Consider the following 18,582-nt stretch of genomic DNA (forward strand, 5'->3'; position numbering starts at 1 on the left):
CGCCAACCAGGGAGAACAGTGGAAACACCGGTCATCATCGGGATCGTCGTCGCGGTCGTGCTGGTCCTCGCGATCATCGCCTTGGGCCTGGTGCTGGCGCGGCGTCGTCGCGTCTCGCTGGGCTCGGCCGAACGCGAACGCGCCGTCGAATCCGCCCGCAAGGGCGGCTACCAGACGCAATCCGGCTTCGACTTCGGGCAGGGCGGCGATACCGCGGTCCTGGAGAAGGAGCCGCTCGGGTCGAGTACCGCCGAGGCGCCAGCCGAGGAGAAATATCGAGAGCCCGAGCCCCAGCCCGAACTCGCGCCCGAGCCCGAACTCGACGAGATCGCCCCGACGGCGGGCCGACTCGGGCGGTTGCGCGGTCGCCTGGCGCGGTCGCAGGGCGCGTTGGGCAAGAGCGTGCTCGGTCTCCTCGGCGGCGGCGACCTCGACGAGTCCTCCTGGGAGGAGGTCGAGGACACCCTGCTGATGGCCGACGTCGGGACGACCGCGACGATGGCGATCACCGGAAAGCTCCGAACCGAATTGGCCGCGAAGAGCATTCGCAACGGCGACGAGGCGCGTGCGCTGCTGAAGCGTGTGCTCACCGATCAGCTGCGCCCCGAGCTGGACCGGTCGGTCAAGGCGTTGCCCCACGACGGGCGGCCCGCGGTGGTCCTCGTCGTCGGCGTCAACGGCACCGGGAAGACGACGACGACCGGCAAGCTGGCCCGCGTCCTGGTGGCCGACGGTCGCCGGGTGCTGCTCGGCGCGGCCGACACGTTCCGCGCCGCCGCGGGCGATCAGCTCCAGACGTGGGGGGAGCGCGTCGGTGCCGATACCGTGCGCGGCAAAGAGGGGGCGGACCCGGCGTCGGTCGCCTTCGACGCCGTGACCACCGGAATCGACAGCGGAGTCGACGTCGTCATCGTCGACACCGCCGGGCGGTTGCACACCAAGACCGGCCTGATGGACGAGCTGGACAAGGTCAAGCGCGTCGTCGAGAAGAAGGCCGACGTCGACGAGGTGCTGCTCGTCCTGGATGCGACGATCGGACAGAACGGCCTGGCCCAGGCCCGGGTGTTCGCCAACGTCGTCGACATCACCGGCGTGGTCCTGACCAAACTCGACGGCACCGCCAAGGGTGGCATCGTGTTCGCCGTCCAGGAGGAGCTCGACGTCCCGGTCAAGCTCGTCGGACTGGGGGAGGGTGCCGACGACCTGGCCCCCTTCGACCCGGAGGCCTTCGTCGACGCGTTGCTGTAGACGCCGCGTGGCCCTTCGGTCGCTTGACCTTCACACTGTGTGAAGGGTTGTGCTGGAGGTCGAAGGAGGTGGTTTCGATGACCACGACCACGACGACCGCCGCGGCGTTGACGGCAACCGATCCCTCGACGCGCCTGCGCGCCGCCCTGATGGCCGGCCGTGCCGCCGATCCCGAACTCGCCGGTGCACTGATCGCCCGATGCGCGGTGGAACCCGACTTCTTCGTCCGCGACATGCTGACCTGGGCCGTGTGCCGGCTACCGGTCGGCATCGTTGTGCCCATGCTGACGGCCCAACTCGACTCGTCGGTTCCGCAGGCCAGGGCGCAGGCCCTGCACACGCTGTCGAAGATCGGTGACTCTTCGGCGTGGCCCCGGGTCCGCGAGCTGATCGCCGACACCGATGACGATGTCGCCCGCAGCGCGTGGCGGGCCGCGGTCGTCGTGGTGCCCGAGGGCGCCGAAGGCGAGTTGGCCGAGCAACTGGCCGGACAGCTCGGGCGCGGCGACCTCGACGTGCACCGCAGCCTCAGCCGGGCCTTGGCCGGGTTGGGGGAGGCCGCGCAGGAGGTGCTGAGCGTCGCATCGACGAGCGCGGACCACGGTGTCCGCGAGCATGCCGAGGCCACCGAGCGGCTGCGGCGGGATCCGGACAGCGGCTTCGCCCCGTCGGTGGAGATGGCCAAGCGGATCGCGTCTTTGGGCAGCGCCGGGCAGGGGTGAGCGCGATGCGGATCGGGGAGGTGGCACGACACTCGGGGGTGAGTGCCCGGATGCTGCGCCACTACGACGACCTCGGACTGGTGGTGCCGAGCGAGCGCACGTCGGCCGGATACCGCGAATACTCGGTCGACGATGTGCGCCGACTCCTCCACGTCGAATGCCTGCGGACGCTGGGGTTGTCGTTGAGCGAGGTCCGCCGGGCACTCGACGAACCGACCTTCGATCCGGCGTCGGTGTGGGCCGACCTCCTCGCGCACACCCGGGCCCGCATCGACGAGCAGCAGCGACTCCTCCACCGGCTCGAACAGGTCGGGGCGGGTGCTCCGGAGAACTGGGAGGACGTGGTCGACGTCGTCGGACTGCTGCACGACCTGGCCTCGGACTCGGGTTCGCGGCGCCAACGAGCCGCACTCGCCCGCCGCGAGGGCACCGACTTGCCGGTCGAGACACTGGTGGAGGCCCTGTTCTCCGAGGCCGACCCCAACGTCGCCGGCGCGCTGCGGTGGGCGGTCGCCCGGGCCGGCGAGGAGGCGCTGGCGGCCCTGGCCGGCGGGCTGGCGTCGACGGACGCGCAGGTGAGGCGGCGAGCGTTGGCCGCGGTCACGGAGATCGACGCGGACCGGGCCACCGAGCTTCTCCGCGGTGCGCTCGCCGATACCGACCTCTCGATACGGGACCGGGCGTCGGTGGAACTCGGTCGACGCGGGGAGCCGGCGGCCGTCGAGCATCTGGTGGGCATGATCGTCGCCGGGCGAAACGATGTCGAGGCGGCGGAGACGTTGGGGAGCCTGACCGGCGCCGCCGTGCCTTCGCGGGTCATCGCCTCGGCGCTGTGGACGGCCTTCGAGGGGACGGTCGAGCCCGCGCAACGGCTGCGCTTGATCCAGGCGCTCGCCGAGATTCCCGGACCGGAGGCGTCTGGTCTTCTCACACGGGTGGCCGCGGAAGACGAGCCGGTCCTCGCGGCGACGGCGGCCTCGATTCTGCGTCTTAACGCGCCCGAAACACGATCCCGGCGGGCGTTCACACGAGCGAAACCCGATGGGGACAGACGCTGAAACAGCGGCCTAGCAATCTTGCTCTCAACACCGGAGCACCCAGGTGTGGTTAAAGCAAGGAGGACGGCCCGTGGTGGGACAAACCGTAATGGCATTGCCGGACAACGTGTTCGGCGCCGCAGACACAGGCAACACGTCGTGGATGCTGATCAGCGCGTCACTCGTGCTGCTGATGACCCCGGCGCTCGCATTTTTCTACGGCGGACTTTCCCGAGGGAAATCCGTGCTGAACATGATGATGATGTCGTTCGGCTCGATCGGGGTCGTCGGCATCATCTATGTGCTCTGGGGATTCTCCGAATCCTTCGGCAGCACGATCACCGGCAAGAAGGACATCGCCGGGATCTTCTCCAATCCGTTCAGCCTGTTCGGCTCGGACCAGCTGACGGAGACCAAGAAGGTCGGTGACGCCACCCACGTGGTGCTCAACGCACCCGGCGGCTCGATCCCGGCACTGGTCTTCCTGGCCTTCCAGCTGACGTTCGCCGTCATCGCCGTGGCGTTGATCAGCGGCGCGCTCGCCGAGCGCGTCTCCTTCGGGACCTGGCTGGTGTTCTCCGGCGTCTGGGCCACCCTGGTGTACTTCCCGCTGTCGCACATGGTCTGGGGCGGCGGCCTGCTCTCGGCCTCGCCGGACGGCCTCGCGGCCAAGATGTTCGGCAAGAACGAAGCCGGTGACGCCGCGTCGGTGGCGCCGATCGACTTCGCCGGCGGCACCGTGGTCCACATCAACGCCGGTATGGCGGCCCTGGTGGTCGTCCTGATCATCGGCGCCCGTCGCGGCTTCGGGAAGGTCGCGTACCGGCCCCACAACATCCCGTTCGTGATGCTCGGCGCCGCACTCCTGTGGTTCGGCTGGTTCGGCTTCAACGCCGGTTCGGAACTGGCGGCCGACGGCAGCGCCGGCCTCGTCTGGGTCAACACCACCGTCGCCACCGCCGCCGCGATGATCGGCTGGCTCGCCGTGGAATGGATCCGCGACCGTCACCCCACGAGCGTCGGTGCCGCCTCGGGCATCGTCGCGGGCCTGGTCGCCATCACGCCCGCCTGTGCCGCGCTAACCCCGATCGGTTCGATCGCGCTCGGTGCGGTGGCCGGCATCCTCTCGGCCCTGGCGATCTCGCTGAAGACCAAGCTGGGCTACGACGACTCGCTCGACGTCGTGGGCGTCCACCTCGTCTCGGGCCTCTGGGGAACCATCGGCATCGGACTGCTCGCCAAGGAGACGGGTCTGTTCTACGGACACGACCTCAAGCAGTTGGCGGTGCAGACTGTGATCGCGCTCGTGGCGCTGGTGTTCACCGGGGTGTTGACTGCGATCATCGTCTTCGTACTGAAGCCGCTCGGGTGGCGGATCAGCGAGGAAGACGAGATGAACGGAATCGACGAGGCGGCACACGCCGAAACCGCTTACGACTTGGCGTGAGCACCGGAACTAGGCTGAACACCGGACCGAGAGGGACAGAGAACAGATGAAACTGATCACCGCAATCGTGAAACCGTTCACGTTGGAGGACATCAAGGCGGGCCTGGAACAGTCCGGGATCGTCGGGATGACCGTAAGTGAAGTGCAGGGCTACGGTCGGCAGAAGGGCCACACCGAGGTCTATCGAGGCGCGGAGTACTCCGTCGACTTCGTGCCCAAGGTGCGTATCGAGGTCGTCGTCGACGATTCGATCGTCGACTCCGTGGTCGACACGATCGTCAACGCCGCCCGGACCGGCAAGATCGGCGACGGCAAGGTGTGGGTGTCGCCGGTGGACTCGGTCGTGCGGGTCCGTACCGGGGAACGCGGACCGGAGGCGCTCTAGCCCGACCCGGGCCCGAGCGAGATGCGACCGATGAGTGTGGATCCGACCACCAACAAGGCCGCCGATCTCGCCCGGGCCCGAGCCGCGCTGATCGGCTCTCCGGCGCTGGCGCCGGAAAAGCGCCCGGTGCCCGACGCGGCGACGCTGCGCCGGGCACTGGGCGATCTCTTCGAACTGTGGCTGTCCGGCCAGGCGCGCGACGCCGGTGTCACCGGTGGCAGCGGGTTCGCCCTACTCGCCGTCGGCGGGCTGGCGCGCGGCGAGATGCTGCCGTATTCCGATCTCGACCTGGTCCTGCTGCACGACGGCGACCAGCCGGAGAAGGTCCAGGCCATCGCCGACGAGCTGTGGTACCCGATCTGGGATGCCAATATCGGCCTGGACCACAGCGTGCGGACCGTGCCGGAGGCGCTGCGGGTCGCGGGCGAGGATCTCTCCGCCGCCCTCGGCCTGCTCGACGCGCGGCACATCGCCGGCGACGAGGATCTCTCCGATCTACTCATCGGAGAGATCCGGCAGCAATGGCGACGCGACGCACCGCGCCGGTTGCCGCAGCTCGTCGAGCACGCCCAACAACGTTGGGTGCGGGCCGGGGAGGTGGCGCACCGCAGCGAACCCGACGTGAAGAACGGTCGGGGCGGCCTGCGCGACGTCCAGCTCCTCAACGCCCTCGCGCTCGCGCACCTGACCGACGGGCTGCGCCTGGCCGCCGAAGACGCCCCGGGCGGCGGCCTGGGCACCGCCTATCGGCGCCTGTTGGACGTACGCACCGAACTGCACCGGGTCGCCGGTCGCGGTCGGGAGCAGCTGCGCGCGCAGGACGCCGACGAGATCGCCGCGGCCCTGCACCTGGGCGACCGGTTCGCACTGTCGCGGTTGATCTCCGACGAGGCGCGCACCATCAGCTTCGCCGTCGAGGTCGGGTTGCGCACGGCGCGCGGGGCCGTCCCGCGGCGCAGCCGCTCGATGCGGGGGCTCCTCCCGGTGCGCCGACCGCTCGACGAGGGAGTCGTCGAGCACGGCGGGGAAGTGGTGCTGGCACGCGACGCGATTCCCAGCCACGACCCGGGCCTGGTGTTGCGGGCCGCGAACGCGTCGGCGCGCACCGGAATGCCCATCTCCACGTCGACCCTGCATCGCCTCGCCGACTACGCGCCGGAGATCCGCGGAACCTGGAGCGGCTCGGTCCGCGACAGCCTGCTCGACCTGCTGGCCACCGGCCCGGCGCTGCTGGAACCCGTCGAAGCCCTGGACCGGATGGGGCTGTGGGGTCGGCTGTTCCCGGAATGGGATTTCGTCCGCGACCTCCCGCCGCGCGACGCGATGCACGCGTGGACCGTCGACCGGCACCTGCTGGAGGCGGTCGCGCACGCCGCGCCGCTGACCACGCGGGTCTCGCGACCGGACCTACTGCTGCTCGGCGCACTCGTCCACGACATCGGCAAGGGGCGGGGCGGCGACCACAGCGAGATCGGCGCGCGGATGGCCGGCGTCATCGGGACGCGGATGGGCCTGTGGCCGGACGACGTCGACATCCTCGCCGACGTGGTGACGCATCACCTGCTGCTGGCGCAGACCATCGCGCGACGCGACGTCGACGCACCCGAGACCGCCGCCTACGTCGCGGGAAAGATCGGTCACAGCGCGGTCCTGCTCGAAATCCTCGGTGCCCTGGCCGAGGCCGACGCCAAGGCGACCGGTCCGGGGGTGTGGAGCGATTGGAAGGAGACGCTGACCGGCCGGCTCGTCGCGAACACCGCGGAGCTGATCGGCGGGGGAGTCGTCGAACCACCCGCGCCGTTGACCGAGGCCGCACTCGCCCGGTATCAGGCCGACGACGTGGTCGTCGAGATCACGCCGACCGATCAGGACCACCGCTTCGACGTGACGATGAGCGCGCCCGACGAGTCCGGCGTGCTGGCGAAGATGGCCGGGGTCCTGGCGATCTCGGATCTGCGCGTGCTGCGCGCGGTGGTCCGGTCCGAGGCGGGCAAGGCGATCAACACCTTCACCGTCGCGCCCTTCTACGGCGATCCGCCGGAGGCGGGCCTGCTGCGGCAGCGGTTGCGCGGTGCGCTGGCCGGGACCATCGACGTGCCGCAGCGCCTGGCGCAGATGCGGTCGGTGCCCGAACCACGCGCCCCCCGCGACGGAGTTCCCGGCCAGGCCGTCCTCGCACCCCCGGTCGTGCGGTGGGTCCACGACGATGTCGCGACGCTCGAGGTGCGCGCCACCGATCGCCCCGGCCTGCTGTCCGCGGTGTCGGCGGTCATCGAGCGCAACGGCGGCTCGATCCGATGGGCGGCGGTCACGACGATGGGCGGCACGGTCGTCGACACCTTCGCCTTGAGCTGGGAGGCGCCGGTCGACCAGCGGCGGAGGCTGATCATCGCCGAACAGGTCCGCGCGGCCTGTCTGGAGACCTGAGACCCCGGCCGGGGCCGCCCGGCAGTCGCCGGGCGGCGGCGCGGATGTGGAACACTGGACGCCATGTTCGACTCCCTGTCTGACCGGTTGACCGGTGCCCTCAAAGACCTGCGCGGCAAGGGGCGTCTCACCGATGCCGACGTCGACGCGACCGCCCGCGAGATCCGTCTCGCACTGCTCGAAGCCGACGTCGCGCTGCCCGTGGTGCGGACGTTCATCGACCGCGTCAAGACGCGCGCGAAGGGCGCCGAGGTATCCGGCGCGCTCAACCCGGCGCAACAGGTCGTCAAGATCGTCAACGAGGAACTCGTCGGGATCCTCGGCGGCGAGACCCGACGGCTGACCTTCGCCAAGAATCCGCCGACCGTCGTCATGCTCGCCGGCCTGCAGGGCGCCGGTAAGACGACCTTGGCCGGAAAGCTGGCCTCCTGGTTGGAAAAGCAGGGCCACACCCCGTTGTTGGTCGCCTGTGACCTGCAACGGCCCGGTGCCGTCAACCAGCTTCAGGTCGTCGGCGAACGCGCCGGGGTGCCGGTGTTCGCACCCCACCCGGGCACCAGCGTGGGCGGTTCCGGGGAGATGGGCGTCTCGGCCGGTGACCCGGTCGAGGTGGCGCGCGGCGGCGTCGAGCACGCGCGGGCCAACCACTATGACACCGTCATCATCGACACCGCGGGCCGCCTCGGCGTCGACGACGAGCTGATGGCGCAGGCCGCCGACGTGCGGGCCGCCACCGATCCCGACGAAGTCCTCTTCGTCGTCGACGCGATGATCGGTCAGGACGCGGTGACCACCGCCCAGGCCTTCGCCGAGGGAGTCGGATTCACCGGCGTCGTGCTCACCAAGCTCGACGGCGACGCCCGCGGCGGTGCCGCGCTGAGCGTCCGCGAGGTCACCGGGCAGCCCATCCTCTTCGCGTCGACCGGTGAGAAGCTCGAAGACTTCGACGTCTTCCACCCCGACCGCATGGCCAGCCGGATCCTCGGCATGGGCGACGTGCTGTCGCTCATCGAGCAGGCCGAGGAGCACTGGGACGCCCAGCAGGCCGAGGAGGCCGCCAGCAAGATCATGGGCGGCGAGCTGACGCTGGAGGACTTCCTGCAGCAGATGCTGATGATCCGCAAGATGGGGCCGATCGGGAACCTGCTGGGGATGCTCCCTGGCGCCGGGCAGATGAAGGATGCGCTGGCGCAGGTCGACGATTCACAGCTCGACCGGGTGCAGGCGATCATCCGCGGCATGACCCCCGCCGAGCGCGCCGACCCGAAGATCATCAACGGCTCGCGCCGGCTGCGCATCGCCAACGGGTCGGGGGTGTCGGTGTCGGAGGTCAACCAGCTGGTCGACCGATTCTTCGAGGCCCGCAAGCAGATGGCCGCGATGAGCCGCATGGGCATGCCCGGCGGCGGGCGCAAGAACACGCGCAAGAAGGGCGGCAAGAAGGGGAAGAAGGGCCGCGGTCGCGGTCCGACGGCTCCGAAGGCGCGCGGCGGCTTCCCCGGCATGCCGCCCGGTGCGTTCCCCGGCATGCCGGGCGGGATGCCGGATCTCTCCTCGATGCCCCCCGGCCTCGACGAGCTGCCCCCCGGCCTGGCCGATTTCGACTTCTCCCAGTTCGACCAGAACGGCCGGAAGAAGTAGCAGGCCGTGGCGACCGGGGCACTGCACGTCGGCGGCCGGGATGCGTTGTCGGGTGACCGCATCGACCGCTGGATCGTCGACGGCGAGTTCCGCACCGAGCGCGTAGCCGACGCGACCACGGTCGCCGACGACGCCTGGCTGCTGCCCGGCCTCGTCGACGCGCACAACCACGTCGGGATAGCCCCCGGCCTCGGAGTGACCATCGAGCAGGCCCGGGCGTTCGCCTATGCCGACGTCGCCGCCGGCACGACGCTGATCCGCGAGGTCGGCTCGCCCGTCGACACCCATCCGCTCGACGACGATCCGCGCTGCCCACGGTTCATCCGCGCGGGCAAGCACATCGCCCGCCCCATGCGGTACCTGCGCGACTACGGCGTCGAGCTCGACGATCCCGACGACCTGGCCGCGGAGGTGACGCGTCAGGCGGCGGCGGGGGACGGCTGGGTCAAGCTGGTGGGCGACTGGATCGACCGCGACGCCGGCGACCTCGCCCCGCTCTGGACGCGTGCACAGCTGGACGCCGCGGTCGAGGCGGCGCACACGGCCGGGGCGACCATCACCGCGCACGTCTTCGGCTCCGATGCCCTGCCGGACCTGATCGGGGCGGGGGTCGACTGCATCGAGCACGGCACCGGGCTGACACCCGACCTGATCGACGAGATGGTCCGGCGCGACATCGCGCTGGTGCCGACGATGATCCAGATCGAGAACTTCCCCGGTATCGCCGACGGCGCGGACCGGTTTCCGACCTACCAGGCGAATATGCGCGGGTTGTACGCGCGGGCCGGTACGGTCATGGCTGCAGCACGGGAGGCGGGAGTCCGGATCTTCGCCGGGACCGATGCCGGCGGATTCGTCGGGCACGGGCGGATCGTCGACGAGGTCGAGGCGCTCGCTGCGATGGGGATGCCGGTCACCGATGCCCTCGACGCGGCCAGTGCAGGGGCTCGACGGTGGTTGGGTGCGGGTGTCTTCGACGACGGGGACCGCGCCGACGTGCTCATCCTCGACGCGGACCCCCGCGCGGACCTGTCCACACTGCGGCGCCCGCGAGAGATCATCTGCGGCGGGGTACCGGTCGGCTCGCCGTAGCCGGGCTTCCACCCGCACTTTTCGCCTCTTCCCGCCGAAACTTCGTCGGGAAGAACCGATTTCTGCGGGAGGAACTGCTGTGGCAGAATGGACCCTCGGTTCGCCGGACCCGGTTACGCACCGACCGGCGGTCACACCGAATCAATCGCAAAACCGGGCTCGCGCACAACGTGCGGGTCGCTGAATTGCGCAGTGACCAATCGAGGGAACATGTCTGTCAAGATCAAGCTCGCCCGTCTGGGCAAAATCCGCCAGCCGCAGTACCGCATCGTCGTCGCCGACTCGCGCACGCGCCGCAACGGCCGCGTCATCGAGACCATCGGCAAGTACCACCCCAAGCAGGAGCCGTCGCTGATCGAGGTCGACTCGGAGCGTGCGCAGTACTGGCTGGGCGTCGGCGCGCAGCCGACCGAGCCGGTGGCCGCCATCCTGAAGATCACCGGTGACTGGCAGAAGTTCAAGGGCCTGCCGGGCGCGGAGGGCACCCTGAAGGTCGCCGAGCCGAAGCCGAGCAAGCAGGATCTGTTCAACGCCGCGCTCGCCGCCGCCGACAACGAGCCCGCCGTCGAGGCCACCACGCCGAAGAAGAAGGCCGCCGCCAAGAAGAAGGCCGAGAAGGCCGAGGAAGCTGCGGAGGCCGCCGACAAGGCTGAGGCGTCGGAGGCTCCGGAGACCGCCGAGCCCGAGACCGAGGCCGTCAAGGAAGACCTGGCCGCCGACGGTGAGACCGTCGCGGAAGCCGTCGCCGAGGGCGAGGCCAAGGCTGACGAGGCCAAGGCCTAATGAGTGCCGTCGTCGCCGACGCCGTCGAGCACTTGGTGCGCGGCATCGTCGCCAATCCCGATGACGTCCGCGTCGAGCTGCTCTCGGGCGGCCGCGGTGGTCGTCTGATCGAGGTTCACGTGAACCCCGAGGATCTCGGCAAGGTCATCGGGCGCAACGGTCGCACCGCGACCGCGCTGCGCACCCTGGTCTCCGGTATCGGGGGCCGTGGCCTGCGCGTCGACATCGTCGACACCGATCGCTGACCGGTAGACCGTTCGACGTGGATCTCGTCATCGGCCGGGTGGCCAAGGCCCACGGTGTCCGCGGCGAACTCGTCGTCGACGTCCGCACCGACGATCCCGGTAAGCGGTTCGCGCCGGGCACCACGGTGCGCGGCATCCTGCCGCGGGCCAAGGGTGCCAAGCGGTCCGGCGAGAAGGAATTCACCATCGCAGCCGCCCGGAATCATTCCGGGCGGCTGTTGGTGTCCCTGGCGGGCGTCGGTGACCGCACCGCCGCCGACGAGCTGCGCGGCGTGCTGTTCGTGATCGACGCCGCCGACGTCGATTCCGGCGACGATCCCGACGAGTTCTACGACCACGAGCTGGTCGGCCTGCCGGTCCGCACCGTCGCGGGGGAAGCCGTGGGGGAGGTGCGCGACGTCATCCACCTGCCGTCGTCGGATCTGCTGGCGGTGACCGCCGCCGACGACGGCAGGGAGATCCTGATCCCGTTCGTGAGCGAGATCGTCCCGACGGTGTCGCGTTCGGACGGCATCTTCGTCGATCCGCCCGACGGTCTGTTGGAGGGCTGATCCGGTGCGCCTGAGTGTCGTGACGATCTTCCCCGAGTACGTGGCCCCGCTGCGCGAGGCGCTGCTGGGGAAGGCGATCGAGCGGGGAATCGTCTCGCTCGACGTCCACGACCTGCGGGACTGGGCGCATGACGTGCACCGCAGCGTCGACGATTCCCCCTACGGCGGCGGACCGGGCATGGTCATGAAACCGCAGGTGTGGGGCGAGGCGCTCGACGAGGTCTGCGGAACCGAGTCGAATCTGGACGACGGCCCGATCCTCGTCGTCCCGACACCGGCCGGCATCCCATTCACCCAGGAAACCGCACAGCGGTGGAGCGCCGAACGCCACCTGGTATTCGCCTGCGGTCGATACGAGGGGATCGACCAGCGCGTCGTCGACGACGCCGCTCGCCGGATGCGCGTCGAAGAGGTGTCGATCGGCGACTTCGTCCTCATCGGCGGCGAGGTCGCCGTGATGGCGATGGTCGAGGCGACGACACGGCTCATCGACGGGGTCTTGGGCAATCCGGCCTCCCACCAGGAGGATTCCTTCTCCGACGGGCTGCTCGAGGGTCCCAGCTACACCCGACCGGTGTCGTGGCGCGGCCTCGACGTCCCCGAGGTGCTGCTCTCCGGCGACCACGCGAAAGTGGCCGCGTGGCGCCACGAGCAGGCACTGCGGCGCACCGCCCAGCGCCGTCCGGATCTGCTCGACCGCCCCGATTTGGCGCAGGACGACCAGTCCTGACACAATAGAGCGGTTGCCACGCGGCAGGTCGCGGCCTCGCGCCGTCCCCGCGTCGACACCAAATGCTCGGAGCATGAACCGGTCGATCCAGCGCGCTGGGCGCCAGGTTCCTCTACTCACGCACCCGCCCAGATTGGACAACCGATATGAACACCCTGGACTTCCTCGACAAGCAGTCCCTCCGCGACGACCTGCCCGACTTCGGCCCCGGCGACACCCTTGACGTCCACGTCAAGGTCATCGAGGGTTCCAAGGAGCGCGTCCAGGTCTTCAAGGGCGTCGTGATCCGTCGCCAGGGTGGCGGTGTGCGTGAGACCTTCACCGTCCGCAAGGTGTCCTTCGGCGTCGGCGTGGAGCGCACCTTCCCGGTGCACAGCCCGAACATCGCCAAGATCGACGTGGTCACCCGCGGTGACGTCCGTCGCGCCAAGCTGTACTACCTGCGCGACCTGCGCGGCAAGGCCGCCAAGATCAAGGAAAAGCGCTGATCCGCGCTTGACCCCAAGCATCGAGAACCCCGGAGCCCAGCGGCTCCGGGGTTCTTCGCATGTGCGACGTTGCGCCGTGCCGATCCGGCGCCACCGGAATCCGACCGCTAAGCTGTTGATTCGTGTCTGACGATAACGACGAGAACATCGAGAACGGCGCTGGGCGCCGGCCCTGGTCGTCCAAGGCCGACCAGCCCAAGGGGGAGAAGTCGTCCTCGTTCCTGCGCGAGCTGGCGATCATCGTCGGCGTCGTGCTCCTGGTCAGCTGGGTCGGGCAGACATTCCTGTTCCGCCAGTACGTGGTGCCGTCGCAGTCGATGGAGTCCACGCTGATCGGCGGCCCGGCAGCAGATGGGAAGCCGCGCACGAACGACCGGATCGTCATCGACAAGCTGTCCTACCGGTTCGGCGAGCCGCAGCCCGGTGACGTCGTCGTGTTCAAGGCGCCGACCGATTCCTGGAATCCCGACGGCCCGCCCCGCGACGGGAGCACGCTGCGCGGCAAGTTCGTCAACCTCCTCTCCTGGTTCGGCTATGCGCCGCCCAACGAGTACAGCCTGGTCAAACGCGTCATCGCCACGGGCGGTCAGACCGTCGAATGTCATAACGCCGACGGCGGGTTCAAGGTCGACGGCAAGCTGATCCACGAGCCGTACATCAACCAGGCCATCCAGCCGCCGGGTCACGAACCCTGCTACGACCGGGAATTCGACGCCATCACCGTGCCCAAGGGCAACGTGTGGGTGATGGGCGACAACCGCTCCATGTCAGCCGACTCGCGCTACCACACCGAGGACAAGTACCACGGGACGGTTCCGCTGTCCGACGTCCGCGGCAAGGTGCGGTTCATCATGTGGCCGTTCTCGCGCATGGGCGGCGTCGGAGCGGTGAACCCGCAGAAGTAGGCCTCCCGGTGTCGGCATCTCTGCGTTGGCCGCCGCGCCCGCCGGTGCGGCGGGCGGCGTCGCTGCGCACCTACGAGTTCGCGCTCCACAACAGCGGGTTGGGACCGGTCGCCGGGGTCGACGAAGCCGGGCGCGGGGCCTGCGCCGGGCCGCTCGTCGTGGCCGCCTGTGTGTTGCGGCCCAATCAGCTGCGCTCATTGGCCGATCTCAACGACTCGAAGAAGGTCGCCCCGGCCGCTCGTCGCCGGCTCTACGGCGCGGTGCGAAAGTATGCGCTCGCCCATTCCGTCGTCGTGATAGAGGCAGAGGAGATCGATCGGATCGGCATCCACGTCGCCAATATCGAAGGGATGCGGCGGGCGGTCGCCGCGCTGCGGCCGTCGCCCGGCTACGTCCTCTCCGACGGATTCGTCGTGCCCGGACTCCCCGTCCCGTCGCTGCCGATTATCGCCGGCGATGCCAATGCCGCCTGTATCGCGGCGGCCAGCATCTTGGCGAAGGTCACCCGCGACGACATCATGGCGGGACTCGACGAGCAGCATCCCGGTTACGAGTTCACGGTGCACAAGGGCTACTCGACGCAGCTGCACATGTCGCGGTTGGCCGAACTGGGACCGTCGCCGCAACACCGCATGTCCTATCGCAACGTCGCGGCGCACGCGGTGCGCGATACCCTGAACCCATGAGTGCCGAGGATCTCGAGAAGTACGAAGCCGAGATGGAGCTTTCCCTGTACCGCGAGTACAAGGACATCGTCGGCCAATTCACCTACGCGGTGGAGACTGATCGGCGGTTCTACCTGGCCAACGGCGTCGAGCTGGCGCCCCGCAACGCCGACGGCGAGGTCTATTTCGAGCTGCGCCTCACCGACGCCTGGGTGTGGGATCTCTACCGGCCGGCGCGATTCGTCAAGCAGGTCCGCGTGGTCACCTTCAAGGACGTGAACATCGAGGAACTCGAGCAGCCGGAGCTGCGGCTCCCCGAGTAGTCGACCGCGAACCCTGGCCCCGACGGGCGTCCGGGGGTAGCGTTGGCGCAACGGCAATGGATCCTGCCGAGGCAATCGCCTGAACCGCCACCCGGCTGATGGTTCCTCTCGCGACACGTCGTGGAGGAGTGCCCTGGTGGCCGCTGATCCGAGTACCCCTGACCCCGCGCGGTCCGCGGACGGCATCTCGGTGCTGTTCGCCCGGTCCGGAATCGAATCCGGCGCCGCCGAGCCCGCCTGCTTCGCCGACCTCAACCTGACGGCGGTGGTCGACGCCGTCGTCGGAGAGGGTGACGAGCACCGGTTGCGTCCGCTGTTCCACCAGCCGGTCGACGCGCCGACCGTGGCACTGCGCCACGAGGTGTTCCGCGACCTCGACGAGAGCGAAGAGCTCCGGGGCGCCGTGGACCGATTCCATGCCGCCATGACGCGGGTGCGGGAGTTCCGCGGGCTCGCGGCGAAGGTCGACAACCGGCTGGAACGGATGGGGTGGCACCTGCGCGCGTGCCGGAGCTACACCGAGGCGGTCGACGAGTTCGCCACGGCGATGGTCGGGGCCGCGCCGCGGTCGACGTGGCTGCGAGCCCTCACGGACTACCTGGAGAAGCTGGTGGCGGGGGAGGCCTTCGTGGGCCTGCGGCTCTCGCAGAACCGGGTGACCGCGGTGCTGGGCACGATCCGGTACTGCGTATTCCTGAAGAAGGACACCGTCAGCGTCCGCCACTACGCCGGCGAGCCCACCTACTCCGCCGACACGGCGACCGTCATGGCCGCCTTCACCTCGGGATCGCCACCGGCCCGGTTCGCGTATGGGGCGCGACCGGAGTTGAACCACGTCGAATCGCAGATACTCGACCGTGTCGGGCAGATCTTCCCCGACGAATTCGAGCAGCTCGGCCGCTTCGTCACCGCGACCGCCGCCTTCGTCGACGCGGGGTTGGAACGGGTCGATCGCGAATTGCACTTCTACACCGGGTATCGGGCGTTCACCGCGTCGATCGCGACGACCGGGCTGTGCTTCTGCCTTCCGACGATCGTCACCGACGCGGAGATCCCGACCTGGGCCGACGGCGCTTTCGACCTCGCCCTGGCACTGGCCCGGGTCGACGACAAGGCCGGCGGTCCCGTCGTCTGCAACGGCTTCCGACTGGATGCGCCCGAACGCGCGATCGTCGTGTCCGGGCCCAACCAGGGCGGTAAGACCACGTTTGCGCGGATGTTCGGCCAACTCCACCACCTCGCGTCGCTGGGGGTTCCGGTGCCCGGCACCGGGGCACAGCTGATCGACGCCGATCACGTGTACACCCACTTCGAGCGGGAGGAGGACGCGACCAGCGACCACGGCAAGCTGGCCGACGAGCTGATCCGCATCCACGACGTGCTCGAACGGGTGACCCCGCGCAGCGTCGTCGTCATGAACGAGAGCTTCACGTCGACCTCGCTGCACGATGCCCGCCAACTCGGGCGGGCGATCCTGTCGCGACTCATCGACGACGGCATCCTGTGCCTCTACGTCACCTTCGTCGAGGAACTGTCGCGGCTCTCGCCGGTCACCGTCAGCATGGTCGGCTCCGTCGACCCGGCCGACCCCGCCCGCCGCACCTTCCGCGTCACCCGCCGACCCGCCGATGGCCGGGCCTACGCACGGGCGATCGCCGAGAAATACTCGCTGACCTACGACGACGTGAAGCGGCGGGTGCGGTCATGAAGGTCCGGCTGCTGTATCCCGACCGCGATGCGGACTTCACCCGTACCACCGACCGGGAGTCCGAGCACATCGTCGCCGACCTCGGCATGGGTGGTCTCATCACCACCATCGCGGCCGGCGACCCGTACGTCGCCGACGTCATGACGGTGTCGTTGTTCGACCTGCTCACCGACGTCGAGGCCATTCGCTACCGGCAATCGGCCCTGGCCGATGCGGTGAAGAACGCCGACACCGTCGTCGAGCTGTACCGCCTGTCCGGGTCGGCGATCGACGATTTGCGCAAACACATCTTCTACTCGCTCGGGCGGCTCTCCCCGGAGCAGTACATGAACCGTTCGCTGTCGGTGGTCGACTCCCTCAGCGTGCGACTGCGGGAACTGGCCGAACTCGTCGGGCGGGTCCGACGGGATTTCGCGTCGCGGCCGTTCGGCGACTTCTTCGACGAGTGTGCGCGGTTGCTGACCCCGCAGCGACTCGACGAGGTGGCCCGACACCTGCGGGAGGTCTCCTTCGACCACGGTGCACTGCTGAGCGTTCGCCTGGGCGAGGGCGTCCGCGGCACCGACTACACGATGGTCAAACCCGCCCAGCACGGTCTGCTGGACCGCGTATTCGCCGAGCGCGGCCTGAGCTTTCAGATCGCGCCGCGCGACGTGACCGGCGCGAAGATCGTCGGCGAGCTGCGCGGCCGCGGAGTCCGCGAGGTCGCGGGGACCCTCGCCGACGCCGCCGACACGATGGAGCGGTTCTTCCGGGCGCTGCACTGGGAGGCGGCGTTCTACATCGGCGCCGCACGGCTCTTCGAGCTGCTGGAATCCGCGCACGGACGCGTGTGCCTGCCCGTTCCCGTTCCGCTCGCGGAACCGGTCTTCGCCGTCGAGGACCTCTACGACCCCGCGCTCGCGCTGCACCTGGGACGCGACGTCGTGCCGAGCGGCATCGACGCCGGTACCGGGCGGCTCGTCGTCGTGACCGGTGCCAACCAGGGCGGCAAGTCGACCTTCCTGCGCGCGGTCGGCCAGGCCCAGCTGATGATGCAGGCGGGGCTGCCGGTGGCCGCCTCGGGTATGCGCGCACAGGTGCGCTCGGCGCTGTTCACCCACTTCAAGCGCGAAGAGGACCGCGAGATGGTGAGCGGCAAGCTCGACGAGGAGATGGCCAGGATGAGCCGGATCATCGACGCGATGCCGCCGTCGGCGCGGGGATCCTCGATCTTCCTGTTCAACGAGTCCTTCGCGTCGACGAACGAGGGCGAGGGCGCCCAGATCGCCGAGGGGATCGTCGGCGCCCTGCTGGAGTCGGGGCATCGGGTGTTCTTCGTGACGCATATGTACGAGCTGGCCCGTCGCCTCTACGAGCAGGCGTCGCCGGCCGACCGCGCGTCGTGCTTCCTGCGCCCGCAGCGCCGCGACGACGGGACGCGGACCTTCCGCGTCGTCCCGGCGGAACCCGAGCCGACCAGCTACGGGCAGGACCTGTACCGACAGATTTTCGGAGCCGTCACCACGTCGGCGCCGACCAAAGGAGGATGACGCAGTGACCACCATCTACTTGTCCCGACACGGGGAGACCGCGCTCAACGCCGACGGCCGGCTGCGGGGATTGGCCGACCCGGATCTCGACGACACCGGTCGGGGACAGGCCGCGGCCCTGGGTAGGGCACTGGCCGACAGCGGAGCCGGATTCGTCGTGTCGAGCCCGTTGGCGCGCGCCAGACAGACCGCCGCCGCGATCGCCGCGCCGCTGGGCGTGACCGCGGAAGTCGACGAGGGTTTCAACGACCGCGATTACGGCGAGTGGACCGGGCAGGTCAAGGCCGAGGTGGTCGCCCGGTTCGGATCGGTCGACGCGGCGCCGGGCGTCGAACCCAGACGCGACGTCCTCGCGCGGGCCCGCCCGACCCTGGAGCGGTGGGCCGACCGCGGCGAACAGGCGGGGTGCCCGGTCGTCGTGGTCACCCACGACGCCGTGATCCGACCGCTCCTCGTTGAATTCGGCGTCGCCGAGGATCGGCTCGACGTGCGGACCGCGTCGTATCAGATCCTCGACCGCGTCGACGGCGAATGGACCGTGCGGGAGCTGGACATTCTTCCCGACGCGCGGGACTAATCCACAGTTCGCCACCGTCCACAGGGGACGGCGGCGAACGGGATTCACCGGGCCGGGGCGTCGTCGGCCGCGCGCA

At 69.6% G+C, this 18,582-nt stretch carries 19 protein-coding genes; all 19 read left to right on the forward strand.

Going from position 1 to position 18,582, the window contains the following annotated elements:
* The first annotated feature begins 18 nt into the window (after positions 1-18).
* The 19 genes from ftsY to HUN08_RS07395 all read left to right on the forward strand — a co-directional run bounded on the left by ftsY (position 19) and on the right by HUN08_RS07395 (position 18,506).
* Complete coding sequence (gene ftsY, locus HUN08_RS07305; protein ID WP_124247431.1) at positions 19-1,248, forward strand: signal recognition particle-docking protein FtsY; 1,230 nt, start codon at positions 19-21, stop codon at positions 1,246-1,248.
* 77 nt (positions 1,249-1,325) lie between these two features.
* Complete coding sequence (locus HUN08_RS07310; RefSeq protein WP_124247430.1) at positions 1,326-1,970, forward strand: HEAT repeat domain-containing protein; 645 nt, start codon at positions 1,326-1,328, stop codon at positions 1,968-1,970.
* Between the two features lie 5 nt (positions 1,971-1,975).
* A complete protein-coding gene (locus tag HUN08_RS07315) occupies positions 1,976-3,028 on the forward strand; it encodes a MerR family transcriptional regulator (protein ID WP_124247429.1) in 1,053 nt (350 codons plus the stop codon).
* A gap of 88 nt (positions 3,029-3,116) precedes the next feature.
* A complete protein-coding gene (locus HUN08_RS07320) occupies positions 3,117-4,454 on the forward strand; it encodes an ammonium transporter (protein ID WP_124247530.1) in 1,338 nt (445 codons plus the stop codon).
* A 46-nt stretch (positions 4,455-4,500) separates the two neighbouring features.
* Entirely contained in the window at positions 4,501-4,839 is a 339-nt protein-coding gene (locus HUN08_RS07325) for a P-II family nitrogen regulator (protein WP_124247428.1), read from the forward strand.
* A 30-nt stretch (positions 4,840-4,869) separates the two neighbouring features.
* Positions 4,870-7,266, forward strand: a complete 2,397-nt coding sequence (locus HUN08_RS07330) for a [protein-PII] uridylyltransferase (RefSeq protein ID WP_124247427.1) — start codon at positions 4,870-4,872, stop codon at positions 7,264-7,266.
* A gap of 63 nt (positions 7,267-7,329) precedes the next feature.
* On the forward strand, positions 7,330-8,907 hold the full coding sequence (gene ffh, locus HUN08_RS07335; RefSeq protein WP_124247426.1) for a signal recognition particle protein: 1,578 nt from the start codon (positions 7,330-7,332) through the stop codon (positions 8,905-8,907).
* 6 nt (positions 8,908-8,913) lie between these two features.
* Positions 8,914-9,999 carry an amidohydrolase family protein gene (locus HUN08_RS07340; RefSeq protein ID WP_124247425.1) on the forward strand — a complete coding sequence of 362 codons (1,086 nt, stop codon included), beginning with the start codon at positions 8,914-8,916 and terminating at the stop codon, positions 9,997-9,999.
* 210 nt (positions 10,000-10,209) lie between these two features.
* Entirely contained in the window at positions 10,210-10,782 is a 573-nt protein-coding gene (gene rpsP / locus HUN08_RS07345) for a 30S ribosomal protein S16 (RefSeq protein WP_124247424.1), read from the forward strand.
* Entirely contained in the window at positions 10,782-11,027 is a 246-nt protein-coding gene (locus HUN08_RS07350; RefSeq protein ID WP_124247423.1) for an RNA-binding protein, read from the forward strand. Before rpsP ends, HUN08_RS07350 begins: the two co-directional genes overlap by 1 nt.
* A gap of 17 nt (positions 11,028-11,044) precedes the next feature.
* A complete protein-coding gene (rimM, locus tag HUN08_RS07355; RefSeq protein ID WP_124247422.1) occupies positions 11,045-11,578 on the forward strand; it encodes a ribosome maturation factor RimM in 534 nt (177 codons plus the stop codon).
* A gap of 4 nt (positions 11,579-11,582) precedes the next feature.
* The gene (gene trmD, locus HUN08_RS07360) at positions 11,583-12,308 is read left to right on the forward strand and encodes a tRNA (guanosine(37)-N1)-methyltransferase TrmD (RefSeq protein WP_124247421.1); all 726 of its coding nucleotides are present in this window, start codon (positions 11,583-11,585) and stop codon (positions 12,306-12,308) included.
* A gap of 146 nt (positions 12,309-12,454) precedes the next feature.
* Entirely contained in the window at positions 12,455-12,796 is a 342-nt protein-coding gene (gene rplS, locus HUN08_RS07365) for a 50S ribosomal protein L19 (RefSeq protein ID WP_124247420.1), read from the forward strand.
* Positions 12,797-12,918: 122 nt separating this feature from the next.
* Positions 12,919-13,701 (forward strand): signal peptidase I, encoded by a 783-nt coding sequence (gene lepB, locus HUN08_RS07370; RefSeq protein WP_124247419.1) that lies wholly within the window; start codon positions 12,919-12,921, stop codon positions 13,699-13,701.
* 8 nt (positions 13,702-13,709) lie between these two features.
* Positions 13,710-14,387, forward strand: coding sequence for a ribonuclease HII (locus HUN08_RS07375; protein WP_124247418.1), 678 nt, complete (start codon positions 13,710-13,712; stop codon positions 14,385-14,387).
* Complete coding sequence (locus HUN08_RS07380) at positions 14,384-14,689, forward strand: DUF2469 domain-containing protein (RefSeq protein ID WP_124247417.1); 306 nt, start codon at positions 14,384-14,386, stop codon at positions 14,687-14,689. Before HUN08_RS07375 ends, HUN08_RS07380 begins: the two co-directional genes overlap by 4 nt.
* A gap of 136 nt (positions 14,690-14,825) precedes the next feature.
* Positions 14,826-16,397 (forward strand): DNA mismatch repair protein MutS, encoded by a 1,572-nt coding sequence (locus HUN08_RS07385; protein WP_124247416.1) that lies wholly within the window; start codon positions 14,826-14,828, stop codon positions 16,395-16,397.
* A complete protein-coding gene (locus HUN08_RS07390) occupies positions 16,394-17,929 on the forward strand; it encodes a DNA mismatch repair protein MutS (protein WP_124247415.1) in 1,536 nt (511 codons plus the stop codon). The genes HUN08_RS07385 and HUN08_RS07390 overlap by 4 nt, the downstream gene beginning before the upstream one ends.
* Positions 17,930-17,933: 4 nt before the next feature.
* The gene (locus tag HUN08_RS07395) at positions 17,934-18,506 is read left to right on the forward strand and encodes a histidine phosphatase family protein (protein ID WP_124247414.1); all 573 of its coding nucleotides are present in this window, start codon (positions 17,934-17,936) and stop codon (positions 18,504-18,506) included.
* The last annotated feature ends 76 nt before the right edge of the window (positions 18,507-18,582 follow it).

Origin of the sequence: Gordonia sp. X0973 (genome assembly GCF_013348785.1) — a bacterium.
Lineage (GTDB): Bacteria > Actinomycetota > Actinomycetes > Mycobacteriales > Mycobacteriaceae > Gordonia.

Bases quoted from the DNA above. Each gene is read 5' to 3' on its own strand.
- HUN08_RS07320 (WP_124247530.1), top strand. From the start codon at position 3,117: ATGGCATTGCCGGACAACGTGTTCGGCGCCGCAGACACAGGCAACACG.
- HUN08_RS07310 (WP_124247430.1), top strand. From the start codon at position 1,326: ATGACCACGACCACGACGACCGCCGCGGCGTTGACGGCAACCGATCCC.
- HUN08_RS07380 (WP_124247417.1), top strand. From the start codon at position 14,384: ATGAGTGCCGAGGATCTCGAGAAGTACGAAGCCGAGATGGAGCTTTCC.
- ffh (WP_124247426.1), top strand. From the start codon at position 7,330: ATGTTCGACTCCCTGTCTGACCGGTTGACCGGTGCCCTCAAAGACCTG.
- HUN08_RS07350 (WP_124247423.1), top strand. From the start codon at position 10,782: ATGAGTGCCGTCGTCGCCGACGCCGTCGAGCACTTGGTGCGCGGCATC.
- HUN08_RS07325 (WP_124247428.1), top strand. From the start codon at position 4,501: ATGAAACTGATCACCGCAATCGTGAAACCGTTCACGTTGGAGGACATC.
- HUN08_RS07315 (WP_124247429.1), top strand. From the start codon at position 1,976: ATGCGGATCGGGGAGGTGGCACGACACTCGGGGGTGAGTGCCCGGATG.
- HUN08_RS07390 (WP_124247415.1), top strand. From the start codon at position 16,394: ATGAAGGTCCGGCTGCTGTATCCCGACCGCGATGCGGACTTCACCCGT.
- HUN08_RS07330 (WP_124247427.1), top strand. From the start codon at position 4,870: ATGAGTGTGGATCCGACCACCAACAAGGCCGCCGATCTCGCCCGGGCC.
- rplS (WP_124247420.1), top strand. From the start codon at position 12,455: ATGAACACCCTGGACTTCCTCGACAAGCAGTCCCTCCGCGACGACCTG.
- rpsP (WP_124247424.1), top strand. From the start codon at position 10,210: ATGTCTGTCAAGATCAAGCTCGCCCGTCTGGGCAAAATCCGCCAGCCG.